Source organism: Rhodococcus sp. FH8, assembly GCF_019266085.1.
Lineage (GTDB): Bacteria > Actinomycetota > Actinomycetes > Mycobacteriales > Mycobacteriaceae > Rhodococcus_F > Rhodococcus_F qingshengii.
In genome coordinates, this window is record NZ_LPNQ01000057.1 from 1579612 (window position 1) to 1598267 (window position 18656).

Sequence of the window (18656 nt, forward strand, 5' to 3'; positions counted from 1 at the left end):
AGGTGGGCAACAGGTTTTCGACCTGTTGCCCACCTTCGTTCACGAGCGATGCACTTTACGGCCGATAGCCGACCGTGTGAAAAGCGATATCGACGTACTTCTCCGCCAATTGCGACGGTGACATCGGACCGCCGGTCTGGAACCAACGCGGCAGTGACTGCGCCATACCGAGTATTGCCCGGACGGTCTCTTCGGTATCGGTGACCGCGAAATCTCCCGATGCCACACCGTCGTCGACGATCCTGCGCATCAGCAACTCGAGCCGCTTACGACTGGCGGCGTACCGACTTCGACTTTCCGGTGAGACATGCCGGATCTCGGTGTCCAACGCAGCATGCCGCGACCGGTGGGTCATATAGAGAACAATCGCCTCCACCACCAAGGCGAAGCGTCGTACCGGATTTTCGCCGGCCTCCGCTTCTGCCGCTTCGGTTCTGGTATTCAGCTCACTCATCGAGACCTCGAACAAAGCGACGAGAACTGCCTCTTTGTTCGCGTGGTGATAGTAGAGCGCGGGAACGGTTACCCCGACACGATTGGCAATCTGGCGCACCGTCGTGCCGTGGTAACCGTTCTCGTCGAACAGTTCGAGCGAAGCCGTCAGGATGTCGGTCATCACCAGCGGCGGGAAGGACCTCCAGTCCACTGCCACCGAGCTCACCGACTCCACCTCGCCAGTCATGTGATAGCCGAAATTACCGCGGTGCCATACGGATTGCACCGTCGAGGCGGATCGTCTCACCATTGAGCATGGGGTTGGAAACGATGTGCGCAGCAAGCGCGCCGTACTCGCTGGGATCACCCAGGCGAGAGGGGTGAGGCACCTGCTGACCCAACGACGCCTGGGCTGCTTCGGGCAGTCCGGCCAGCAACGGGGTCTTGAACAAGCCTGGTGCAATGGTGTTGACGCGGATCAGCAGCGACGCGAGGTCACGGGCGATGGGAAGCGTCATACCGACGACACCGCCCTTCGACGCGGAGTACGCAGCCTGCCCGATCTGGCCGTCATACGCGGCGACCGAAGCGGTGTTGATGATGACGCCGCGTTCACCGTCGATCGGCTCGGTCTTCGAAATACGTTCCGCAGCAAGACGAAGGACGTTGAAGGTGCCGATCAGATTGACGTCGATGACCTTCTTGAACGCGTCGAGCGGGAAAGCGCCGTTCTTGCTGACCGTCTTGACTGCGTTGCCGATTCCGGCGCAGTTGACTGCCACGCGCAGGGGTCCGAGGGATTCGGCCACGTCGAGTGCCGCGGTGACCGCAGCCTCGTCGGTGACGTCTGCAGCCGCGAAGCGGACCCGGTCGCCAAGTTCCTTGGCGATGGCTTCACCGTTGGACGACGGAAGGTCGATGATGACGACGCTGGCGCCGTCGGCAAGAAGGGCTTTGGTGGTGGCCAGGCCGAGGCCGGATGCTCCACCGGTGACGACGGCGACGCTGTCGTTGACGATCATGAGAGTTCCTTTCGAAAGGTTATGTGTTTCAGATGCGTTCGATGATTGTGGCGTTGGCCATGCCGGCGCCCTCGCACATGGTCTGCAATCCGTAGCGTCCGCCGGTGGCCTCGAGGTGGTTGACCATCGTGGTCAGCAGGCGAGTACCCGAGGACCCCAGGGCATGGCCGAGTGCAATCGCGCCGCCCCACGGGTTGAGCTTTGCCGGGTCGGCGCCGAACTCGTGAGCCCAGGCGAGCGGTACGGGAGCGAAGGCTTCGTTGACCTCGTAGGTGTCGATGTCGTCGATGCTCAGACCCGCGCGAGCGAGCACCTTGTGGGTGGCTGGGATGGGTGCGGTGAGCATGAAGATCGGGTCATCGCCCGCAACGGAGAAGGAATGGAAACGAGCTCGCGGCGTCAGCCCCAGCTTCGACGCCATTTCTTCGCTCATGATCAGTGCTGCGGACGCGCCGTCGGTGAGCGGCGACGAGTTACCGGGAGTGATCGACCACTGCGCCTCGGGGAAGCGCTGCGCGTACTTCTCCGAGTAGAACGACGGCTTCAAACCGGCGAGTCCCTCGGCGGTAGTAGACGCGCGAACCGTCTCGTCGACGATATGCGAGACGGTCTCACCGGCGGCGTTGGTCACCGAGATCGGCAGAATCTCCTTGTCGAAGAGCCCCTTCGCCGCTGCCTCTGCTGCCCGCTGGTGGGACTGCGCGGAGAATGCGTCGAGAGCGTCGCGGTCAAGCTTCCACTTGGCGGCGATCAATTCTGCGGAGATGCCCTGGTTGACCAGGCCTTCGGGGTAGCGAGCAGCGACGCCCGGACCGGAAGCGTCCTTCCCCATCGTCGTGGTACCCATCGGGACACGACTCATGGATTCGACGCCTGCCGCGATCACGATGTCGTAGGCCCCGGCGATCACGCCCTGCGCCGCAAAGTGCGCAGCTTGCTGACTTGATCCGCACTGGCGATCGATCGTGGTGGCGGGTACCGACTCGGGGAATCCGGCCGAGAGGACCGCGCTGCGGGTGATGTTGAGTGCCTGCTCACCGGCCTGTCCGACGCAACCGCCGATCACGTCGTCCACCAGGGCGGGGTCGAGGCCGTTTCGCGAGGTGATGGAACGCAGAACGTGGGCCATCAGTTCGACAGGGTGCGTCCCGGACAGTGCTCCGCCCGGCTTTCCCTTGCCGGACGCGATCCGGACTACATCGACGATCACTGCCTTGGTCATCTTCGTTCCCTTCGAGGACGTGCATTGCTGGGGCGGTCCGGCACCCGTGTTTCGTGGCGCCGGGTACCGGACCGAGATCGAGGGAGCACCCTGACTTAGCGCTCGCTAAAGAACTACCACCGACTTGATCCTCTCGTCAACAGGGGGCCTCCGAACTCGAAACAAATGCGGCCGACTAAAAGCTAAGCGATCAGTGACCTCGCCTGGCCCACACCCTTCATTAGTACTTTCGAATGATAGGTTTTCAATCTTCGCCCGAAATGTCCGGAATCGGATAACCTTCCGCCACAAGCAATCCAAGCCACAGGGGATTCGGGGCGTGGCACCAATCGATGACAACCGCAGGGGGACTGACCGGGAGGTTTGGCGTGGACCTGCGATACGTTGCCTTCACGCGTGCCGACCCGCATTTCTACGACCGAATCAGAACGGTCACCCGACCAGATACATCAACTGACCAGCACTTTATCCCCGCGGAGTCGGTGGATTGGTCGCTCTGGCGGCGCGGTCCCCAAAGTGGACCGTGGAACTACTTCCAACCGCCCGACGGTCTGCTGCCAGAACAAGGATGGAAGATTCACTGCTCCGCTACCCGAGCCAACGCGCAGGAGCTGCTCGATACCGTTTCCGTGTATTGCGGTCACAATCATGTGCCGTTCAAATTTCTTCGGACGGCAGCAGACCTCATGTTGTCCAACAGCAAGCAGGCCAATCGAACTTCCAGCGGAAAATTCATCACGATCTATCCGGCGGATGGTGTTGCCACACAACGTGTCATCACCGAACTGGACAAGCTTGTCACCGGTGCCGACGGGCCGTACATCCTCAGCGATGTGCGATGGAACCGGGGACCGCTCTACTTACGGTACGGCGCGTATCTGCCCATGCAGACCTACGATTCATTCGGCGATCGCGTCCCCGCAATTCGGCGTCCTGACGGATCGCTCGAACCCGATGTGCGCGGCACTTCCTTCAGAACTCCGGACTGGGTACAAATCCCGGACTTCGTTCGCGCGCAGCAAGACAAGCTGAAATCACACGACGAATTCCCCTATTCGATCAATGAAGCCCTGCACTTCAGCAACAGCGGGGGGATCTACTCCGCGTTCGACGACGCCGGCATCGATCTGGTCATCAAAGAAGGCCGTCCCTTTACCGCCCCGGACGCAAACGGCCGGTACGCAATCGACCGCATCCGTAACGAGTACGACAAGTTGACTCACCTTGCCGACAACCCGTACACACCTTCTGCCATCAGCTTGTTCGAGCGCGAGGGACACCACTTCCTTGTCACCGAGCGCGCTGCCGGCACTCCACTGAATCAGGAAGTTGCGCTCCGCCACCCACTGATACGCGCCGACCAGACACTCAGTTCCCGAACGGAATACAGAACCTGGGCACTCGACATTGCACAACAGTTGACTACCGCAGTCGAGAGCTTCCACAACGCCGGAATCGTTCATGCCGATCTTCACCCTGGCAACGTCATGTGCTCACCGTCCGGTATTCGGATCATCGACTTCGAGATGGCCCACAACATCGACGAGCATCCGCCCCGGTCCACCGGAGCCCCCGGATACACAGCACCTCGACAGTTGACAGGAATCGCGGCGGATCGATACTCGTTGGGATGCATCGAGCTGGGACTCTTTGTCCCACTTACTACATTGTTCCCTCTCGATTGCAACAAGATTCCCGAACTCATCGACTATGCGGTGTCTCGCTTCGATCTTCCTCGTGCCTTCGGTGCCTCGCTCTATTCGATGCTCGACGTACAGGCGCCGGAACCGGAGAATCGCCCGCATCGTTGGGACACGTCGCCCGGGGAAAACCTGCAACGGGCGGCCGCTCTATTGCGCTGCGGCATCCTCGCCTCGCTTGATCTCTCCCGCCCTGATCGACTCTTTCCCGGTGACATCGCCCAGTTCGAAGTGAACGGCTACTGCATTGCTCACGGCTCGTGCGGAAACCTGCTCGCCGATGTACTTCCCGCAGACACCTTGGAGTCAGTTCTGGAATGGACTGAACATCAAGTTGATTCGGATACTCAACCAAAGTTCGGCTTCTTCGACGGGCTCGCGGGTGCGGTGCATACCTTTCGGCATCACGGGCGACATTCGACAGCCGACAGGTGGGTCGAGATTTTGCGTCGAGCCCCACTCGACGACATCGACTCCAGCCTTTTCAGCGGCCTTTCCGGAATCGGTTGCCTCCTACTCGAGGAATCGGTTTCACGACCGACTGTGTCACCCACTCTCGCTGTCGTGACCGAGACTCTGCGCGAACGAATTTCAGCTGCTCGCTTGCATGTCCGCGACGCCGGCGGAACACCTTGGGCAGTGGCCGGCCGAGGTGGGCTGATGCGGGGACCGAGCGGACAAGCACTGTTCTGGACTCGCCACTACGAACTGAGTGGTGATCCTCGATCGCTGGAACACGCACGCGAGCTCGTCGACATCGATCTGTCTGTGATGTCGATGTGCCCTGACGGGTCGATGCAGCTGAGAGAGGAGCGCCGGACGATGCCGTATCTCGGATCCGGGTCTGTCGGTGTGGGCCTGGTACTTCTACAACTTCTGCGCCATATCGACGAACCGCGTTACGCAGCTGCGGTGCGTGCGATATCCCGCGCCGCCACAGTCGAATTCACTGCCCAAGCCGGACTACTCAACGGGCGAGCCGGGCTGATTCTCTTTCTCGGCGAACTCTCCAAGAGTCCATATGCCGGCGCCGATTGTGAGCAGACGCTTGCCCAGCAGTTCCAGCTTCTGGGCTTGCACAGCCTCAATCACGCAGGAGGACTGCACTTTCCAGGTGAACAGAACCTGAGACTCTCGACAGACTGGGCAACCGGATCTGCAGGAATACTGGCGTTGCTCCGATATACCGGATCGGCAACTGCCCGACAGTCGTTTCCACTGATGTGCGCGTCGAACTGCCACATCTCCTAGTTGTTCGGAAAGTTATCACCCCGGAAGATTGGAGCACAGAAGCATCAGGCCAAAAACCTGAAATGGAATCAGCACCGCAAGACAATTCGATCGATCAAATCCATCGGTAAACATGCCGATCAACAAAGGAAATGACAATGGACGCTATTCTCTCCCTTCAAGATCTGTCAGTCGCCGCCGGCAACGTCGGAGATGCAGGCCAGCTCGAGCAGAACGCGGCAATCAGTTCGCTCAGTTTCTTCTGCCTCTGACCTCAGGCCGATACCTCGGAGCAGGTCCGGGGTATCGGCTTTCGGAATCCGTGCGGATCATCAGACGAACAATATTGTTTCATCATGAGACGCATCCGCACTTCACCGAGCTGTATTCGCCGATGATGTGTGCGACCTGGCGGCAATGCCGAGGGTAGATCGCATGGTCACTGGCGACGATATTCCTACTGATCCTGACAGCCGCACTTTCGGGTTGGTTCGTTCAGCGTTGGGGCGAGAGTTGGGACTTCGGCGACATCTGCTCACGCTGGTACGACGGGGGTGGCGGTTGCCGTGCCAACACCGCTCTCACCTTGACGACGCTTCTCGTACTCCTACTACCGTTCGCCTCAGGAATGCTGGTCGGCGTCACCACATTCGCCCGAGACTTCGAGCGGAGGGTCTGGTGGTTTGAGTTTCAATAGCTGTCAACGACAAGATGAGGGAATCGGTACCATCCGCCCCCGATGTCTTCCAGCCGGAGCTGATTGAAGGTCTTGTCGGACACACCATCGGGTGCGTACACCCAGCCGGGATTGTCCAAGATGTCCAATCCATCTCGTGCGTCATAGAAATAGACGTGGCCTTCACTGCTGACGTTGGCATAGGAGATATCGAATCTGCCGATTCGTAGATCACGATGATACCCATCGGAATAGGGATCGTCAGGTTCTTGAAGTAGTTGCTGTGCAACGGTTTCGAAGTCTGCCCGATACTGATCGAAATGTGGCTGCCCCGCGGCCGCGATCCCGAGTGCGATCACCACGAGAACCGGAACAGCGACATCGGACCACAACCATCGGCGTCGCTGCCACCAGCACACTCCGAGCAGCACGATTGCAACACTCGCCGTGAGGACCCAGAGAACGACCGCACCGGCGATCGAGAGTGCACTATCCGCAGGTTCGGGCCAGGTGAGATGGCATTTCGCTGCGACATACATCGCCGACGCCGACGCTGCGATAAGTGCGTTTACCAAAACAACCCAACGAAGAGCACCGGACCTTCTCGTTGCCTGCGAGTTCGACACTGCCTGATCCATTCGATGAGAATAGCGAGCTGTTTGTCGCGGACTAGCAGTAACCACTTCCCCGATCTCACGATCGATTGTTTCTCGGCACGGAGAAAGTGTCCACGGTGCTATCTTTGCTGGCTATGGGAGGCAGGGCTGCGAGGATGGTCGATTTGAACTACCGATGTCAGGAGAGCTCGGCGACTCCCAAAGTCGACAGGTCAATTTTGAGCACGGCTGGATTCGGTGGATCGCAGCAACCAATACCATCGTCACCCCATGATGACGTGACTGTTGCGGGCGAGTCGTGAAGATTCGATTATTACGAGCAAGCCAAGCGTCTTTAGCAACATCGCTGATCGCACTAACCTTGGTCTATTTGTTGGACGCATTTTCTTTGCGCCTCCAACATCAGCCCAGCTGGTGCATTGATCACTATGGAATCCCATCACGATTCAATTATCTCCTTCCCGGCCGGGCGGAGAGGGTAGCGGCAGGAATTACAGACTTCTGGGGATGGTTCCCTCCAGGCATAAGCTGTACATTCACTGATGCAGTGACCAAAGAAAGCGAAACGGTGGCACCGGCCGCGGACAGGTCGTACATCGTCGTCGTTCTTGTGGCGCTGATCATGATCTCGACTGTCGGCGTATTGTTCGGCCGCCGGAAGCGCTGAAGATTGGTTTTGGCTCGGGACTGCAGATGCGCACTCGACACCAGACCGATGAGTAATAAATCGGTGTCCGTCGTGTCCGGCGCTTCCACCACTCGTCGATCTTCGCGAATCCACCAGCCTTGTTCGAGGGCATTTCTTGCGGGTCCTGGTGGTCTTCGTTCCCATCACGCTGGCGATGACACTCCTGGGCCTGGTGCTCGGCTGGACCCATGCGCTTGCCGGGGACAGGCGGCAACATGATCGACGCCGATTGCAAAATGTGCTGGGGCTCAGACAATTCCGACGTGATGCTGTTGCGCTCCGGGTTGATGGTGGCGCTCGCACTCGTCGGCGCACGTGGACTACGTCGGCGACCCGCCTATAACCGACTGTCCGAAATGTCGAAATCGATTTGATAGCAGCAATTTTCGATCCACATTCTCTTGTGTTCGAAACTTTGTTCGATTATGCTTTCGGCATGGACAGTCGGGATGCGTGGCAGCTGGATGGCGAGGACCTCAAGGGGGAGGTTCTGGATCTGGTGCGCGCCCGACACGAGTTGCAGTCGCGGATGGTGTTGCTGATCGTGGAGATGTTTTCCCGGGACGTTCTCGGTGGAAAGGGTTTTCGGGCGATCGCGCAGTGGTTGCACGGTTCGACGAATCTGGAGATCGGTGAGTGCAGTCTGCTGGTCGGGTTGGCGCGGTTGTTGATGCTCGAACCCGTTGTGGGCGATGCGTTTCACCGCGGTGACGTGGATGCGTTGAAAGCGCGGCAGGTGGCGTCGTTCTGTCAGCATCCACCGAAGAACATGACGCCGGCGGATGTGGACAAGGCCCGCGGGATCCTGCTTGGCCTGGCGTCGAAGAACATTGCTGATTGTGATGCGGTGCGGGCGGCGATCCGGCGGATCGAGAAGCAGTACGGCAAACGCGAGGACGGCGTTCCGGTGGGTGAGGATTCGGAGCGTAACGAGTTCTACGCCTCGAAAGGCTTGTACGGGCGGGTGTCGGTGAAGGGTGATCTGGATGCGGTGAACGGGGCCCGGTTGATCACGTTGTTGTCGAGCCTGTCTGCGCCGACACCGGAAAAAGACGGCGTGAAGGACACACGCACGCCTGCATTACGACGGGCGGACGGGTTCTGCGAATTGTTGCGCCGGTACGAGCGGGCGGGGTTGGGTCCGATCGAAGGCGGAGTGAAACCGCACATCACGGTGACCGCGTCGGCAAAAGACATGACGGACCTGCAAGCGTTGAAAGACCTCTTGCCGTCGACTCAGGAACTGGGTTTCGCGTGGACGGATTGGGTGGGCCCCATCAGTATCGATACCGCGCGGATGTTGGCGTGCGACTGCACCGTGACGCGAATTTTGTTGGATGAGAACGGTGTTCCGCTCGACTGCGGCAAGGAAGCGAGAACAGCGACGGTTCCGCAAAGGCGAGCACTGGCCGTCCGGGATGGCGGGTGCGCGTTTCCGGGGTGCGGGACTTCGTCGGGGTGGTGCGATGCCCATCATATTGTTCACTGGAACGATGGTGGCCCAACAGATCTCGACAACCTGGTTCTGTTGTGCGGTCATCACCACCGGACGATGCACCACACCGAGTGGCGTGTCGAGATCGGCCCGGATCGGAAGACGGTGTTCTACCCACCCATGTCGATCGATCCGTATCAACAGCCGATCGGCGGGAACAGCCCACCCACAGCAGCCTGAACCGCGACAATCGAATACATCAGCACCGGGGACGAACCATGCCCCGGTGCTGGTGCACGTTTCTGGTCAGATCCCAACCCCTCAAATCCCAGCCCCTCAGATCCCGGCCCTTCGCACGAGAGCGTCAGTGGCAGAAGGGGATACAACGTCAATCGCTCGTAACAGCCCCGCGTACCGCGGATACAGCTCGACGGGACGCGTACTGATCGCCCTCAAGATCCACGATGCAGCTTGATCGGCCGTCAGCGCCGGCTGGCTCACGTAATCCGCCGTCGGCGCGATCATCGGTGTTCGTATGAGTGGGAATTGCACTGTGGTGACATCGACACCGGTGCCGTGACATTCCGCGCCGAGGCTTCGGCCGAATGCACTGAGAGCAGACTTCGACGCGTGATAGGCGCTGAACCTGGGCATCACGCCCGCAGTGACTCCCCAGGTTCCGACGTTGATGATGTGTCCGGACTTCGCCTCGAGCATCGCGGGCAGTAGCCGCAACGTCAGTCTTGTCGGCCCGAAGTAGTTCAGCGCCATGGTGCGCTCGTAGTCGTGGAATCGGTCGACCGAATCCAACGCGGTACGCCGGATCGAGCGACCCGCATTGTTGACGAGGATATCGACCGACCCGAATCGATCCGCGATCGTCTCCGCGAGTTCGTCGACGGCTTCACCGCGGGAGAGGTCCGCAGGCACGATGTGTGCCCATCCTCCCCTGCGGTGAATCTCGTCCCGTACGTGTTCGAGGTTTTCCTCACCGCGCGCGACCAGGATCATCTCGGCTCCCCGACGAGCCAAGAGATGAGCTGTCGCCTCACCTATCCCCGAGGAAGCTCCTGTCAGAACGATCGTCTTGTCGGAGAGCGTGACGCCGCGTGACGGAACAAGGGAGCGCAGACGCGTCGGCGGACTCAATGCAAGATTGCTGAGAATCGATCTGATCACGTCGGCCTCGGTTCGATCTTCGCGTGCGATTCGGTGCGAACCCGTCCCTGAACAGCCCACTTCGGACGCACCGCGGAAATTACTCAAAAGTAAGTTATGGCGCCGTTTCGGCCGTGTCAAGAATTCGTCGGGATTCAGGAGTATCTGCCACTAGCTTTTCCTGATACCTCGGGTTACATTAAATCCAGACCGAGTGCCAGCGATCACACAACCGGCCCTCGATTCCACCGAACACCGCGAGAAATACCAGCGGTGACCGAAACGAAGAGGAGACGCCATGACGCTCACATCGCCGCTCGACAAGCGCGGAGAAGCATCCGACGACTCGTACAACGAGACGCTTCGACTCCTGTCCGAGGGCTCGGTGCACAAGCACTTCGACCCGTACCTCGACATCGACTGGGACTCCCCCGAGTTTGCCGTCGTCCCGAACGATCGCCGCTGGATCCTCCCGGCCGAGACTGACCCGCTGGGTGCACACCCGTGGTACCAGTCGCAGTCCGAGGCCAGGCAGATCGAAATCGGCATGTGGCGCCAGGCCAATGTCGCGAAGGTCGGTCTCCAGTTCGAGAACATTCTGATCCGCGGCATGATGCAGTACGTCTTCTCACTGCCCAACGATTCGGCCGAGGCGCGCTACTGCACGCACGAGTCGGTCGAAGAGTGCAACCACACGATGATGTTCCAGGAGATGGTCAACCGCATCGGTGCCGACGCTCCCGGGATGAGCCGTCCGATGAAGATGCTTGCGCCCTTCATTCCCCTCGCTGCGGGTCCGTTCCCCGAACTGTTCTTCGTCGGTGTCCTCGCCGGTGAAGAGCCGATCGACCACATTCAGAAGAGCATCCTGCGCGCCGGCGGCCAGATCCACCCGATCATGCAGTCGGTCATGGCCATCCACGTAGCCGAGGAAGCGCGTCATATCTCGTTCGCGCACAAGCTTCTGAGCCGCCGCATCCCGCTGATGTCACGCCCGAACCGGTTCGTCCTCTCGCTGCTGTTCCCGATCGTCATGCGCATTCTCTGTGACGCCATCGTCATCCCGCCGAAGTCCTTCTGGAAGCAGTTCGACATCCCGAAGTCCGTGAAGAAGGACCTGTTCTGGGATCTGCCCGAGTCGCGCCAGACCCTGCGCAACTACTTCGGTGACGTCCGCATGCTGGCCACCGACACCGGCCTGATGAACCGTGCCTCGCGCCTGGTGTGGAAGGCCTGCAAGATGGACGGCCGCGCATCACGCTTCCGTAGCGAACCTCACCGCAGCTCGCACAACGCCGCCGCGTAGCTCCCGGACAGTCGAGATCGGACTCATAGCGCCATGCCACACGTAGTCACGCAGTCCTGTTGCAGCGACGCCTCGTGCGTCTACGCCTGCCCGGTCAACTGCATCCATCCGACGCCGGACGAGCCGGACTTCCTCACCGCCGAGATGCTGCACATCGATCCGCAGGCCTGCGTCGACTGCGGCGCATGCGTCTCGGCCTGCCCGGTCGACGCCATCGTCCCCGAGTCGAAGCTGACCGACCCGCAGCGAGTCTTCCTGTCCATCAATTCGGACTTCTACAAGGAAGAGCGGCCCAGGCCGCTTCTCGCCAAGGTCATCCCGGCAGCCCACGTCGACAAGGGCCGACCGCCGTTGCGCGTTGCCATCGTCGGTTCCGGACCGTCGGCGATGTACGCCGCGGACGAGTTACTGACTCAGCCTGACGTGCAGGTCAACGTCTTCGATCGCCTTCCTGTGCCTTACGGCTTGGTTCGCGCCGGCGTTGCTCCGGACCATCAGAAGACCAAGCAGGTCACTCGCTTGTTCGACAAGATCGCCGCACAAAAGGGTTTCGAGTTCTACCTCAACGTCGAGATCGGCAAGCACATCTCGCACAGCGAACTGCTCGAAAATCACCATGCGGTGCTCTACGCAGTCGGCGCTTCGTCCGACCGTGGTCTCGGCATTCCGGGCGCTGATCTGCCTGGCACGGCCTCGGCCACCGACTTCGTAGCCTGGTACAACGGCCACCCCGATCACGCCGACGACGTCTTCGACCTCTCACATCGCCGCGCGGTCATCATCGGAAACGGAAATGTCGCGCTCGACGTCGCTCGCATTCTGACGGCCGATCCCGAGAAGTTGGCCGGTACCGACATCTCCGCTCACGCACTCGCCGCTCTGCGGAAGAGTCGCGTCGAAGAAGTTGTCATCGTGGGTCGACGCGGAATCGCGCAGTCCGCGTTCACGGTCCCCGAGTTCACCGGCCTGATGGCACTGCCGGACATCGAACTCTCTGTCGGACCCGACGACATGGTTCTCGACTCGGCCACCGAAGAACTGGCAAAACGCGGCGAGCTTCCGCATGCCGTCGAGCAGAAGTTGCGTCTCCTCGAAGCACTGAAGAACCGCGATCACGTCGACGTCGGCAACAAGCGCATCACGTTGCGCTACCTGCTCACACCGACCTCGATCACCGGCGACGATCAGGTCAGCGGAATCGAGTTCGCTCGCAACGCTCTTGTCGACGCCAACGGAACCGTGCAGATCGAAGCAACCGGCGATACCGAGACCATCGATACCGGCTTGGTCCTCACCTCGATCGGCTACCGCGGAGTGCCCATCCCCGGCGTCCCGTTCGACGAGCGTGCGTCGGTCATTCCGAACGAGAACGGCCGAGTCCTCGAAGCTCCGAACGGTGATCCCGCCACCGGGGTCTACGCGACCGGTTGGATCAAGCGCGGACCGAGTGGGTTCATCGGCACCAACAAGTCCTGCGCGCAGGAAACGATCAGGATGCTCGTCGACGACTTCAACGACGGACGCCTGACCAACCCGGTCGCAGACGACTCCGCAGTCGATCGTCTGGTCCGGGCGCGACAGTCCGACGTCGTCGACCGCGAGGGCTGGCACGCCATCGACAAGGCGGAACTGGAACGCGGCGCTGCGCACGATCGTGCCCGCGAAAAGGTTCTGGATCAGGTCGAGATCACCTCCATCCTCGACGCTGCGGCCCGAGTGAAACCGACGCGTCGATTCGGTCGACCCGTACGCGTTCGCTGATCCACTACAGGTAAACAGCTACTTTCACGCACACCGCCCCGCCTGCAGACTCGTCTGCCCGGCGGGGCCGTCTGCGTTCCGGCAACGTCCCACTCAGCGAAAATTTATGCCCGTCAGCGGCCGAAATCGTGTAATACTGCAACCTGTTCCAGTAAGCGGCACAGCGAGCCACGATCCCCGGATCACGCTCGCCAACCAGATGAGGATTGCATGAGCGAGACTGCAACGCCGGCGCCGAACGGGAGTGTGACACCTGCAGTAGAGGGTTGGTTCACCACCGGCGACGAACCTGCTCTGATCGGCACGAAGTGCCAATCCTGCGGCACCATTTCCTTCCCTCGTGAGGCGACGTTCTGCAAGAACCCGAGCTGCTTCAGCGAGGAGTTCGACGACGTGGAACTCTCCCGTAGCGGCACTGTCTGGTCGTACACCGACGCGCAGTACCAGCCCCCGCCGCCGTACATCCCGCGCTCGGATCCGTACGAGCCTTTTGCTCTCGCAGCAGTCGAACTGCCCGAGGGCATCGTCATCCTCGGCCAGGTGGCCGACGGATTCGGCGTCGACGATCTCAAGGTCGGCAATACCGTCGAATTGGTTGTCGAGCCGCTGTACACCGACGAAACCGGAGTACGTACGACGTGGCGATGGAAGCCTGTCGCCGCAGCTGATCAGGAGTTGCAGTCATGAGCAAGGACGTCGCAGTACTCGGTGTCGGTATGCACCCCTGGGGCAAGTGGGGGCAGTCGTTCGTGAAATACGGCGTTGCGGCCGCTCGCGCCGCGCTCGCCGATTCGGGTGTGAATTGGCAGGATGTCGACTTCATCGTCGGCGGCGAGACCGTCCGCAACGGGTACGGCGGATACGTCGCCGGAGCCACCTTCGCGCAGGCACTCGGCTGGAACGGCGCTCGCGTCGCCACGTCGTACGCCGCGTGTGCGACGGGAGCCCAGGCACTCGACACCGCTCGCGCACGAATCCTGGCCGGCCTCAGCGAAGTTGCCCTGGTCGTCGGCGCCGACACCACGCCGAAGGGCTTCCTCGCTCCCGTCGCCGGTGAGCGTTGGGACGACCCGGACTGGCTGCGCTTCCGCCTCATGGGTATGACCAACCCGGCGTACTTCGCGCTCAACGCGCGTCGTCGCATCGACCTCTACGGCGCCACCGCGGAGGATTTCGCCAACGTGAAGGTCAAGAACGCCAGGCACGGGCTGAGCAATCCGAATGCGCGCTACCGCAAGGAAGTCACCGTCGAGAACGTGTTGGCCTCCCCCGTGGTGTCCAATCCCCTTCACCTGCTCGACATCTGCGCGACGTCCGACGGCGGCGCCGCAATCTTGCTGACGTCGATGGAATACGCCCGCAAGATGGGCATCGCGGAACCTGTTCGCATCAAGGCTATTTCGACGGTCACGCCGACGTTCCCCCAGACGATCATGGACATGCCGAACTTCTCCACCGATTCCAGCTCCGCCGTTCCCGCTCCGGAGCGCACGTTCAAGGAATCCATCGGCTACGCCGCATACGAAGAAGCCGGGATCTCTCCCGAGGACGTCGACGTCGCCGAAGTCTACGACCTCGCTACCTCCGTGGAACTGGACTGGATCGAAGACCTTGCCCTCTGCAAGCGGGGCGAGGCCGAGCACCTCCTGCGTGCGGGTGACACCAGTATCGGAGGCCGCATCCCGGTCAATCCGTCCGGCGGTCTCGCGTGCTTCGGCGAAGCCGTTCCCGCACAGGCACTTGCGCAGGTGTGCGAGCTCACTTGGCAGCTTCGCGGACAGGCCGAAGGCCGTCAGGTCGAAGGCGCCCGCATCGGTATCACCGCCAACCAAGGTCTGTTCGGACACGGCTCCTCGGTAATCGTTTCCGCCTGACCCTGTTCTACTTTCGTGGCGGTCGCACACTCACCCGTGAGCGGCCGCCACGATCACGTCTGCCACTGCCCCTGGCTGTGAGACCAGCGAGGCATGGGAGGTCGGGAGTTCGCTGGTGTTCGCGCCCATCCGGTTTGCCATGAACCGCTGCGCCGATGCGGGGATCACGCGATCCTCACCGGCAACCAGATACCAGCTCGGTGTGTTCGCCCACGACGGTGGCCCGCCGAGCTCGAGGTTCGCCCACAAAGCCGCAGACTTCTGATGCGCCAACATCGTTGCCGCTGTCTCGTCGGAAACATCCTGAGCGAAGACGGAATGGAAATACTCGTCCGTGACGTAGCCGTCGACGTTCTTCCCGCCGATCGCGTGAGGATCGTCGACGATCTTCAATCCCAGAGCCGGAGGAAGCAATTGGCTGCCAGGAAACCTGATGGGATCGATCGTGATCTGCACCGGCTCACCCTGAACCGGAGCAAACGCCGCGATGTACACCAACGACTGCACCTTCGGGTCGTGAACATTGGTGATCACCGCGCCGCCGTACGAGTGTCCGACGAGCACGACAGGTCCGTCGATGTCCGCAACCGTCTTCTCGATCACGGACGCGTCGTAAGCGGGCCCGCGTAGAGGATTGTCCGGCGCCACGACGCGATAGCCACGCGAACGTAGGTCGGCGGCAACGCCGTCCCAACTGGTCGCGTCGGCAAAAGCGCCGTGGACGAGAACGACGGTTGGCTTGGGGCTCGCCACCGCAGCGCCGGAGCCGAAGATCACTCCAGCCGCGACTGTCATGAGTAACGCCAGAACTGCGGTGAATACACGTGAGATCTTCATGCGTTTCCTTCACTCTCGTCGAAAAGCGAGAAACTGCGGTAGGCCGGGACACGCCCGTTTCGATCCTAGAAATACCTGCTGCGACGGACGTGACTGTCCGTGCAGACTTTTGAGCTCACACTGCACAACTTCTGGTTGAGCGTCCGCATCGCGGGGTATCAGGGCTGCATGGCTTTGCTCCTGGATACTTCCGTGTTGGAGCCTGACCAACGCGCGGACGCCTTTGTCGACGCGATGGGTCGTGCCTCGGTCCCGTGTGCAATCCACTTGGAGAACCCGGAACGGGTGAGCGCGAGAATGAACGTGTGGAACCTCGGTGCAGCATCACTGTTCCGCTCCGAGTCGACCGGTATGCGGTTGACCCGAACACCACGTCACGTCCGGTCCGCGTCGATGCCCGTCCTTGCGATTGCCCTGCAGGAGATCGGGATCGGCCATCTAGATCAGCACGACGAACAACGCAGAGTGCCCGCCGGTGAGCTGTTGATGACGGACCTGACGTCGACCTACGATTTCTCCTGGCCGGGAACGGGCGCTTCCCAGTGCCTCTACGTTCCGATGGATCGGCTGGGACTGCCGATCGACACCGTGCGGGACGCAGCTACCCGGCCTCATCACAGCAATCTGTACCCCGTGATGATCGCGCACGTTCGTGAATTGTTCCGCAGCGCCGCTCTGTTGGAGACCGATCCTGCCGCCGAACAATTGGGCGAGGCCTCGATCGAACTCGCACGTGCTTTGGTCGCTTCGATCGCACATGCGAATCCTGACGCATCCGCTCCGAGATCGTCCCTTGCCATGACTTCGATCCGTCGATACATCCGTGAACACCTTCACGATCCGACACTGAACCCCGCACGAATTGCTCACGCCCACAACATCTCACTGCGACAGCTGTACAAGATCTGCTCGGACAACGGCTTTCGGATCGAACAGTGGATCATCACCCAGCGCCTGCAGAAGGCTCGGGACGAACTGGCTCGACCCGCTACCGTCGATCTGCCGATCGCGACCGTTGCGCACCGGGCGGGGTTTGTCGACGCCGGACACTTCAGCCGACGCTTTCGACAGGCCTACGGGCTGAGCCCGACTCGTTGGCGTCAGCTCCGCGATTGAAGCAGCGCCACAACGTCCGACTGACCACGACTTTCGGCATTGTCCAACGCGGTCTTCCCCGATGCATCGCGGATCGAGGGATCTGCCCCCGCGTCGAGAAGCTGAGTGATCACGTCGATATAGCGCGCCGAACCATCGCCGTACACAACGGCTTCGAGTAGCGCCGTCCACCCGGGATCGTTGATGTGATTGACCGGAACCCCGGCAGCGATCAGCATCCGGACGGTCTCGACATGCGCGTGTTCACTCGCCGGAATCAGCGCCGTACCGCCGTAACGGTTCACGCTGTCGACGTCCGCGCCGTGGGCGAGCGTGAGCGCCAGAATCTCGTTCAAACCCTCGGCTCCGGAATACAGGAAGGCCGAATCCTGCATGGAGTCCTTCGCGTTCACGTCAGCGCCGGCAAAAATCAACATAGAAGCCGCAGCGACGGCGTTGTTCTTGGTGGCCTCGACGAGTGGAGTCCGTTCGCCCTCGCCGCGCGCTTCGATGTTCGCGCCGGCAGTCAGGGCAGCGGTAACAGCTGCGGGATCATTGCGGTCCACAGCATCGAAGAGCGCGCGTTCGGATTCCGGCGTCGATGGTGGATTTACACCCGTAGGCGGTACAGCTGCCGTTGTTGGTGCTGACGCCGCGGTTGTCGGCGTCAGCGGGGTGTCGGACGAACTGCAGCCAGCCAACGCTCCGGTCACCGATGCCGCGAAGATTGCGCAGGCGAGGACAGACTTGCGCGGCCGCGCCATCACAACGAATCACTTTCTTGGACAAGTGTTTCGAGCGTCATCCTGACGGCGTCCAGGTGTTCGGCCATCGCCCTGGAGGCGTGGTCGTAACTCCCGGATGCAATTCCTTCGACTATTCGTTCGTGTTCCTCGTTCGACTTTTCCTGGCGACCTGCAACAAGATTGAGTGTCTCGGATTGCCTTGTCAGCGCTTCACGGATATCGACGATTACCGACTCGAAGACCCGATTCCTACTGGCTTTTGCAATCAGTCCGTGAAATTGGGCGTCGAGTGCAACCCATACGAGCGGATCGTCCTCGTCACGCATCTGCTGTACCAGTCCGCGGAGGGCTGCCAGTTCCTCCGCTGTGTGCCGTTGGGCAGCCCACCCTGCGGCCGGAATTTCGACATGCGGCCGCGCTTCGACCAACTCGTTGGCCGCGTAGCTGCCGAAGTCGAGGTCTCGCGCTATCGAATCGCTGACGACGAAGGTGCCGAGCCCGGATTTCGTCTCGGTGAGCCCGAGGGCATGGCACGAGCGCAGGGCTTCACGGATGACCGATCGACTGACCCCGTGTCTTTCGGCCAGGGACGCCTCGGACGGGAGACGCTCTCCGACTGCCAGTTCGCCGGAGGTTATTGCGGCACGGAGGTCGGCGAGAACCGCCTCGGCAGCACTCACCCGCGAGGCGACGGGTCGCCTGGTGGCCCAGCTGTCTGACAGGTTCATGCCGTCATTGTTGCGACTGCCGAAGACCCGCGTCAAACATCGCACTTGATGAAGGGTTGACGTGCCGGAGTGAGCGAGGTAACAATTACACCTGTCAGACAGCCTGATAGCCCGATAGCTGGGCGG

15 protein-coding genes are annotated in these 18656 nt (G+C 61.1%); 7 read left to right on the forward strand and 8 right to left on the reverse strand.

Annotated features, from left to right (window positions below):
• Window positions 1–55 precede the first annotated feature (55 nt).
• From ATN38_RS10350 to ATN38_RS10360, 3 genes are read right to left on the reverse strand one after another with little or no spacing between them, the layout of a single operon-like run.
• Entirely contained in the window at window positions 56–682 is a 627-nt protein-coding gene (locus tag ATN38_RS10350) for a TetR/AcrR family transcriptional regulator (protein ID WP_218747929.1), read from the reverse strand.
• Between the two features lie 13 nt (window positions 683–695).
• Window positions 696–1457, reverse strand: coding sequence for a 3-hydroxyacyl-CoA dehydrogenase (locus ATN38_RS10355; protein ID WP_218747930.1), 762 nt, complete (start codon window positions 1455–1457; stop codon window positions 696–698).
• A gap of 28 nt (window positions 1458–1485) precedes the next feature.
• A complete protein-coding gene (locus tag ATN38_RS10360) occupies window positions 1486–2679 on the reverse strand; it encodes an acetyl-CoA C-acyltransferase (protein ID WP_030536138.1) in 1194 nt (397 codons plus the stop codon).
• A gap of 368 nt (window positions 2680–3047) precedes the next feature.
• Here ATN38_RS10360 and lanKC point away from each other — a divergent pair, with 368 nt between their 5' ends.
• Window positions 3048–5630, forward strand: coding sequence for a class III lanthionine synthetase LanKC (lanKC, locus tag ATN38_RS10365; protein ID WP_218747931.1), 2583 nt, complete (start codon window positions 3048–3050; stop codon window positions 5628–5630).
• A 669-nt stretch (window positions 5631–6299) separates the two neighbouring features.
• Here lanKC and ATN38_RS10370 read toward each other — a convergent pair.
• A complete protein-coding gene (locus ATN38_RS10370) occupies window positions 6300–6923 on the reverse strand; it encodes a hypothetical protein (RefSeq protein WP_054186991.1) in 624 nt (207 codons plus the stop codon).
• Window positions 6924–8026: 1103 nt separating this feature from the next.
• Here ATN38_RS10370 and ATN38_RS10375 point away from each other — a divergent pair.
• Window positions 8027–9265, forward strand: a complete 1239-nt coding sequence (locus ATN38_RS10375; RefSeq protein ID WP_058038477.1) for an HNH endonuclease signature motif containing protein — start codon at window positions 8027–8029, stop codon at window positions 9263–9265.
• A gap of 96 nt (window positions 9266–9361) precedes the next feature.
• Here the strand turns inward: ATN38_RS10375 and ATN38_RS10380 are convergent, their stop codons facing one another.
• Window positions 9362–10204, reverse strand: coding sequence for an SDR family oxidoreductase (locus ATN38_RS10380; RefSeq protein ID WP_374104615.1), 843 nt, complete (start codon window positions 10202–10204; stop codon window positions 9362–9364).
• Between the two features lie 277 nt (window positions 10205–10481).
• Here ATN38_RS10380 and ATN38_RS10385 point away from each other — a divergent pair, with 277 nt between their 5' ends.
• The 4 genes from ATN38_RS10385 (at window position 10482) to ATN38_RS10400 (ending at window position 15124) form a co-directional block, all read left to right on the forward strand.
• Window positions 10482–11489 carry a diiron oxygenase gene (locus ATN38_RS10385; RefSeq protein ID WP_003943163.1) on the forward strand — a complete coding sequence of 336 codons (1008 nt, stop codon included), beginning with the start codon at window positions 10482–10484 and terminating at the stop codon, window positions 11487–11489.
• 33 nt (window positions 11490–11522) lie between these two features.
• Window positions 11523–13250, forward strand: coding sequence for an FAD-dependent oxidoreductase (locus ATN38_RS10390; RefSeq protein ID WP_116057719.1), 1728 nt, complete (start codon window positions 11523–11525; stop codon window positions 13248–13250).
• Window positions 13251–13460: 210 nt separating this feature from the next.
• On the forward strand, window positions 13461–13937 hold the full coding sequence (locus ATN38_RS10395) for a Zn-ribbon domain-containing OB-fold protein (RefSeq protein ID WP_037126255.1): 477 nt from the start codon (window positions 13461–13463) through the stop codon (window positions 13935–13937).
• A complete protein-coding gene (locus ATN38_RS10400) occupies window positions 13934–15124 on the forward strand; it encodes a lipid-transfer protein (RefSeq protein ID WP_030536146.1) in 1191 nt (396 codons plus the stop codon). Before ATN38_RS10395 ends, ATN38_RS10400 begins: the two co-directional genes overlap by 4 nt.
• Window positions 15125–15154: 30 nt before the next feature.
• Here ATN38_RS10400 and ATN38_RS10405 read toward each other — a convergent pair whose 3' ends face one another.
• A complete protein-coding gene (locus ATN38_RS10405) occupies window positions 15155–15961 on the reverse strand; it encodes an alpha/beta fold hydrolase (protein ID WP_007730412.1) in 807 nt (268 codons plus the stop codon).
• Window positions 15962–16060: 99 nt separating this feature from the next.
• On the opposite strand from ATN38_RS10405, the gene ATN38_RS10410 reads away from it, so the two are divergent.
• A complete protein-coding gene (locus ATN38_RS10410; protein ID WP_231915874.1) occupies window positions 16061–17077 on the forward strand; it encodes a helix-turn-helix domain-containing protein in 1017 nt (338 codons plus the stop codon).
• On the opposite strand, the gene ATN38_RS10415 is transcribed toward ATN38_RS10410, so the two are convergent.
• Entirely contained in the window at window positions 17062–17820 is a 759-nt protein-coding gene (locus tag ATN38_RS10415; RefSeq protein WP_118605996.1) for an ankyrin repeat domain-containing protein, read from the reverse strand. The genes ATN38_RS10410 and ATN38_RS10415 overlap by 16 nt on opposite strands.
• A complete protein-coding gene (locus ATN38_RS10420) occupies window positions 17820–18530 on the reverse strand; it encodes a FadR/GntR family transcriptional regulator (protein ID WP_039973154.1) in 711 nt (236 codons plus the stop codon). The genes ATN38_RS10415 and ATN38_RS10420 overlap by 1 nt, the downstream gene beginning before the upstream one ends.
• Between the last annotated feature and the right edge of the window lie 126 nt (window positions 18531–18656).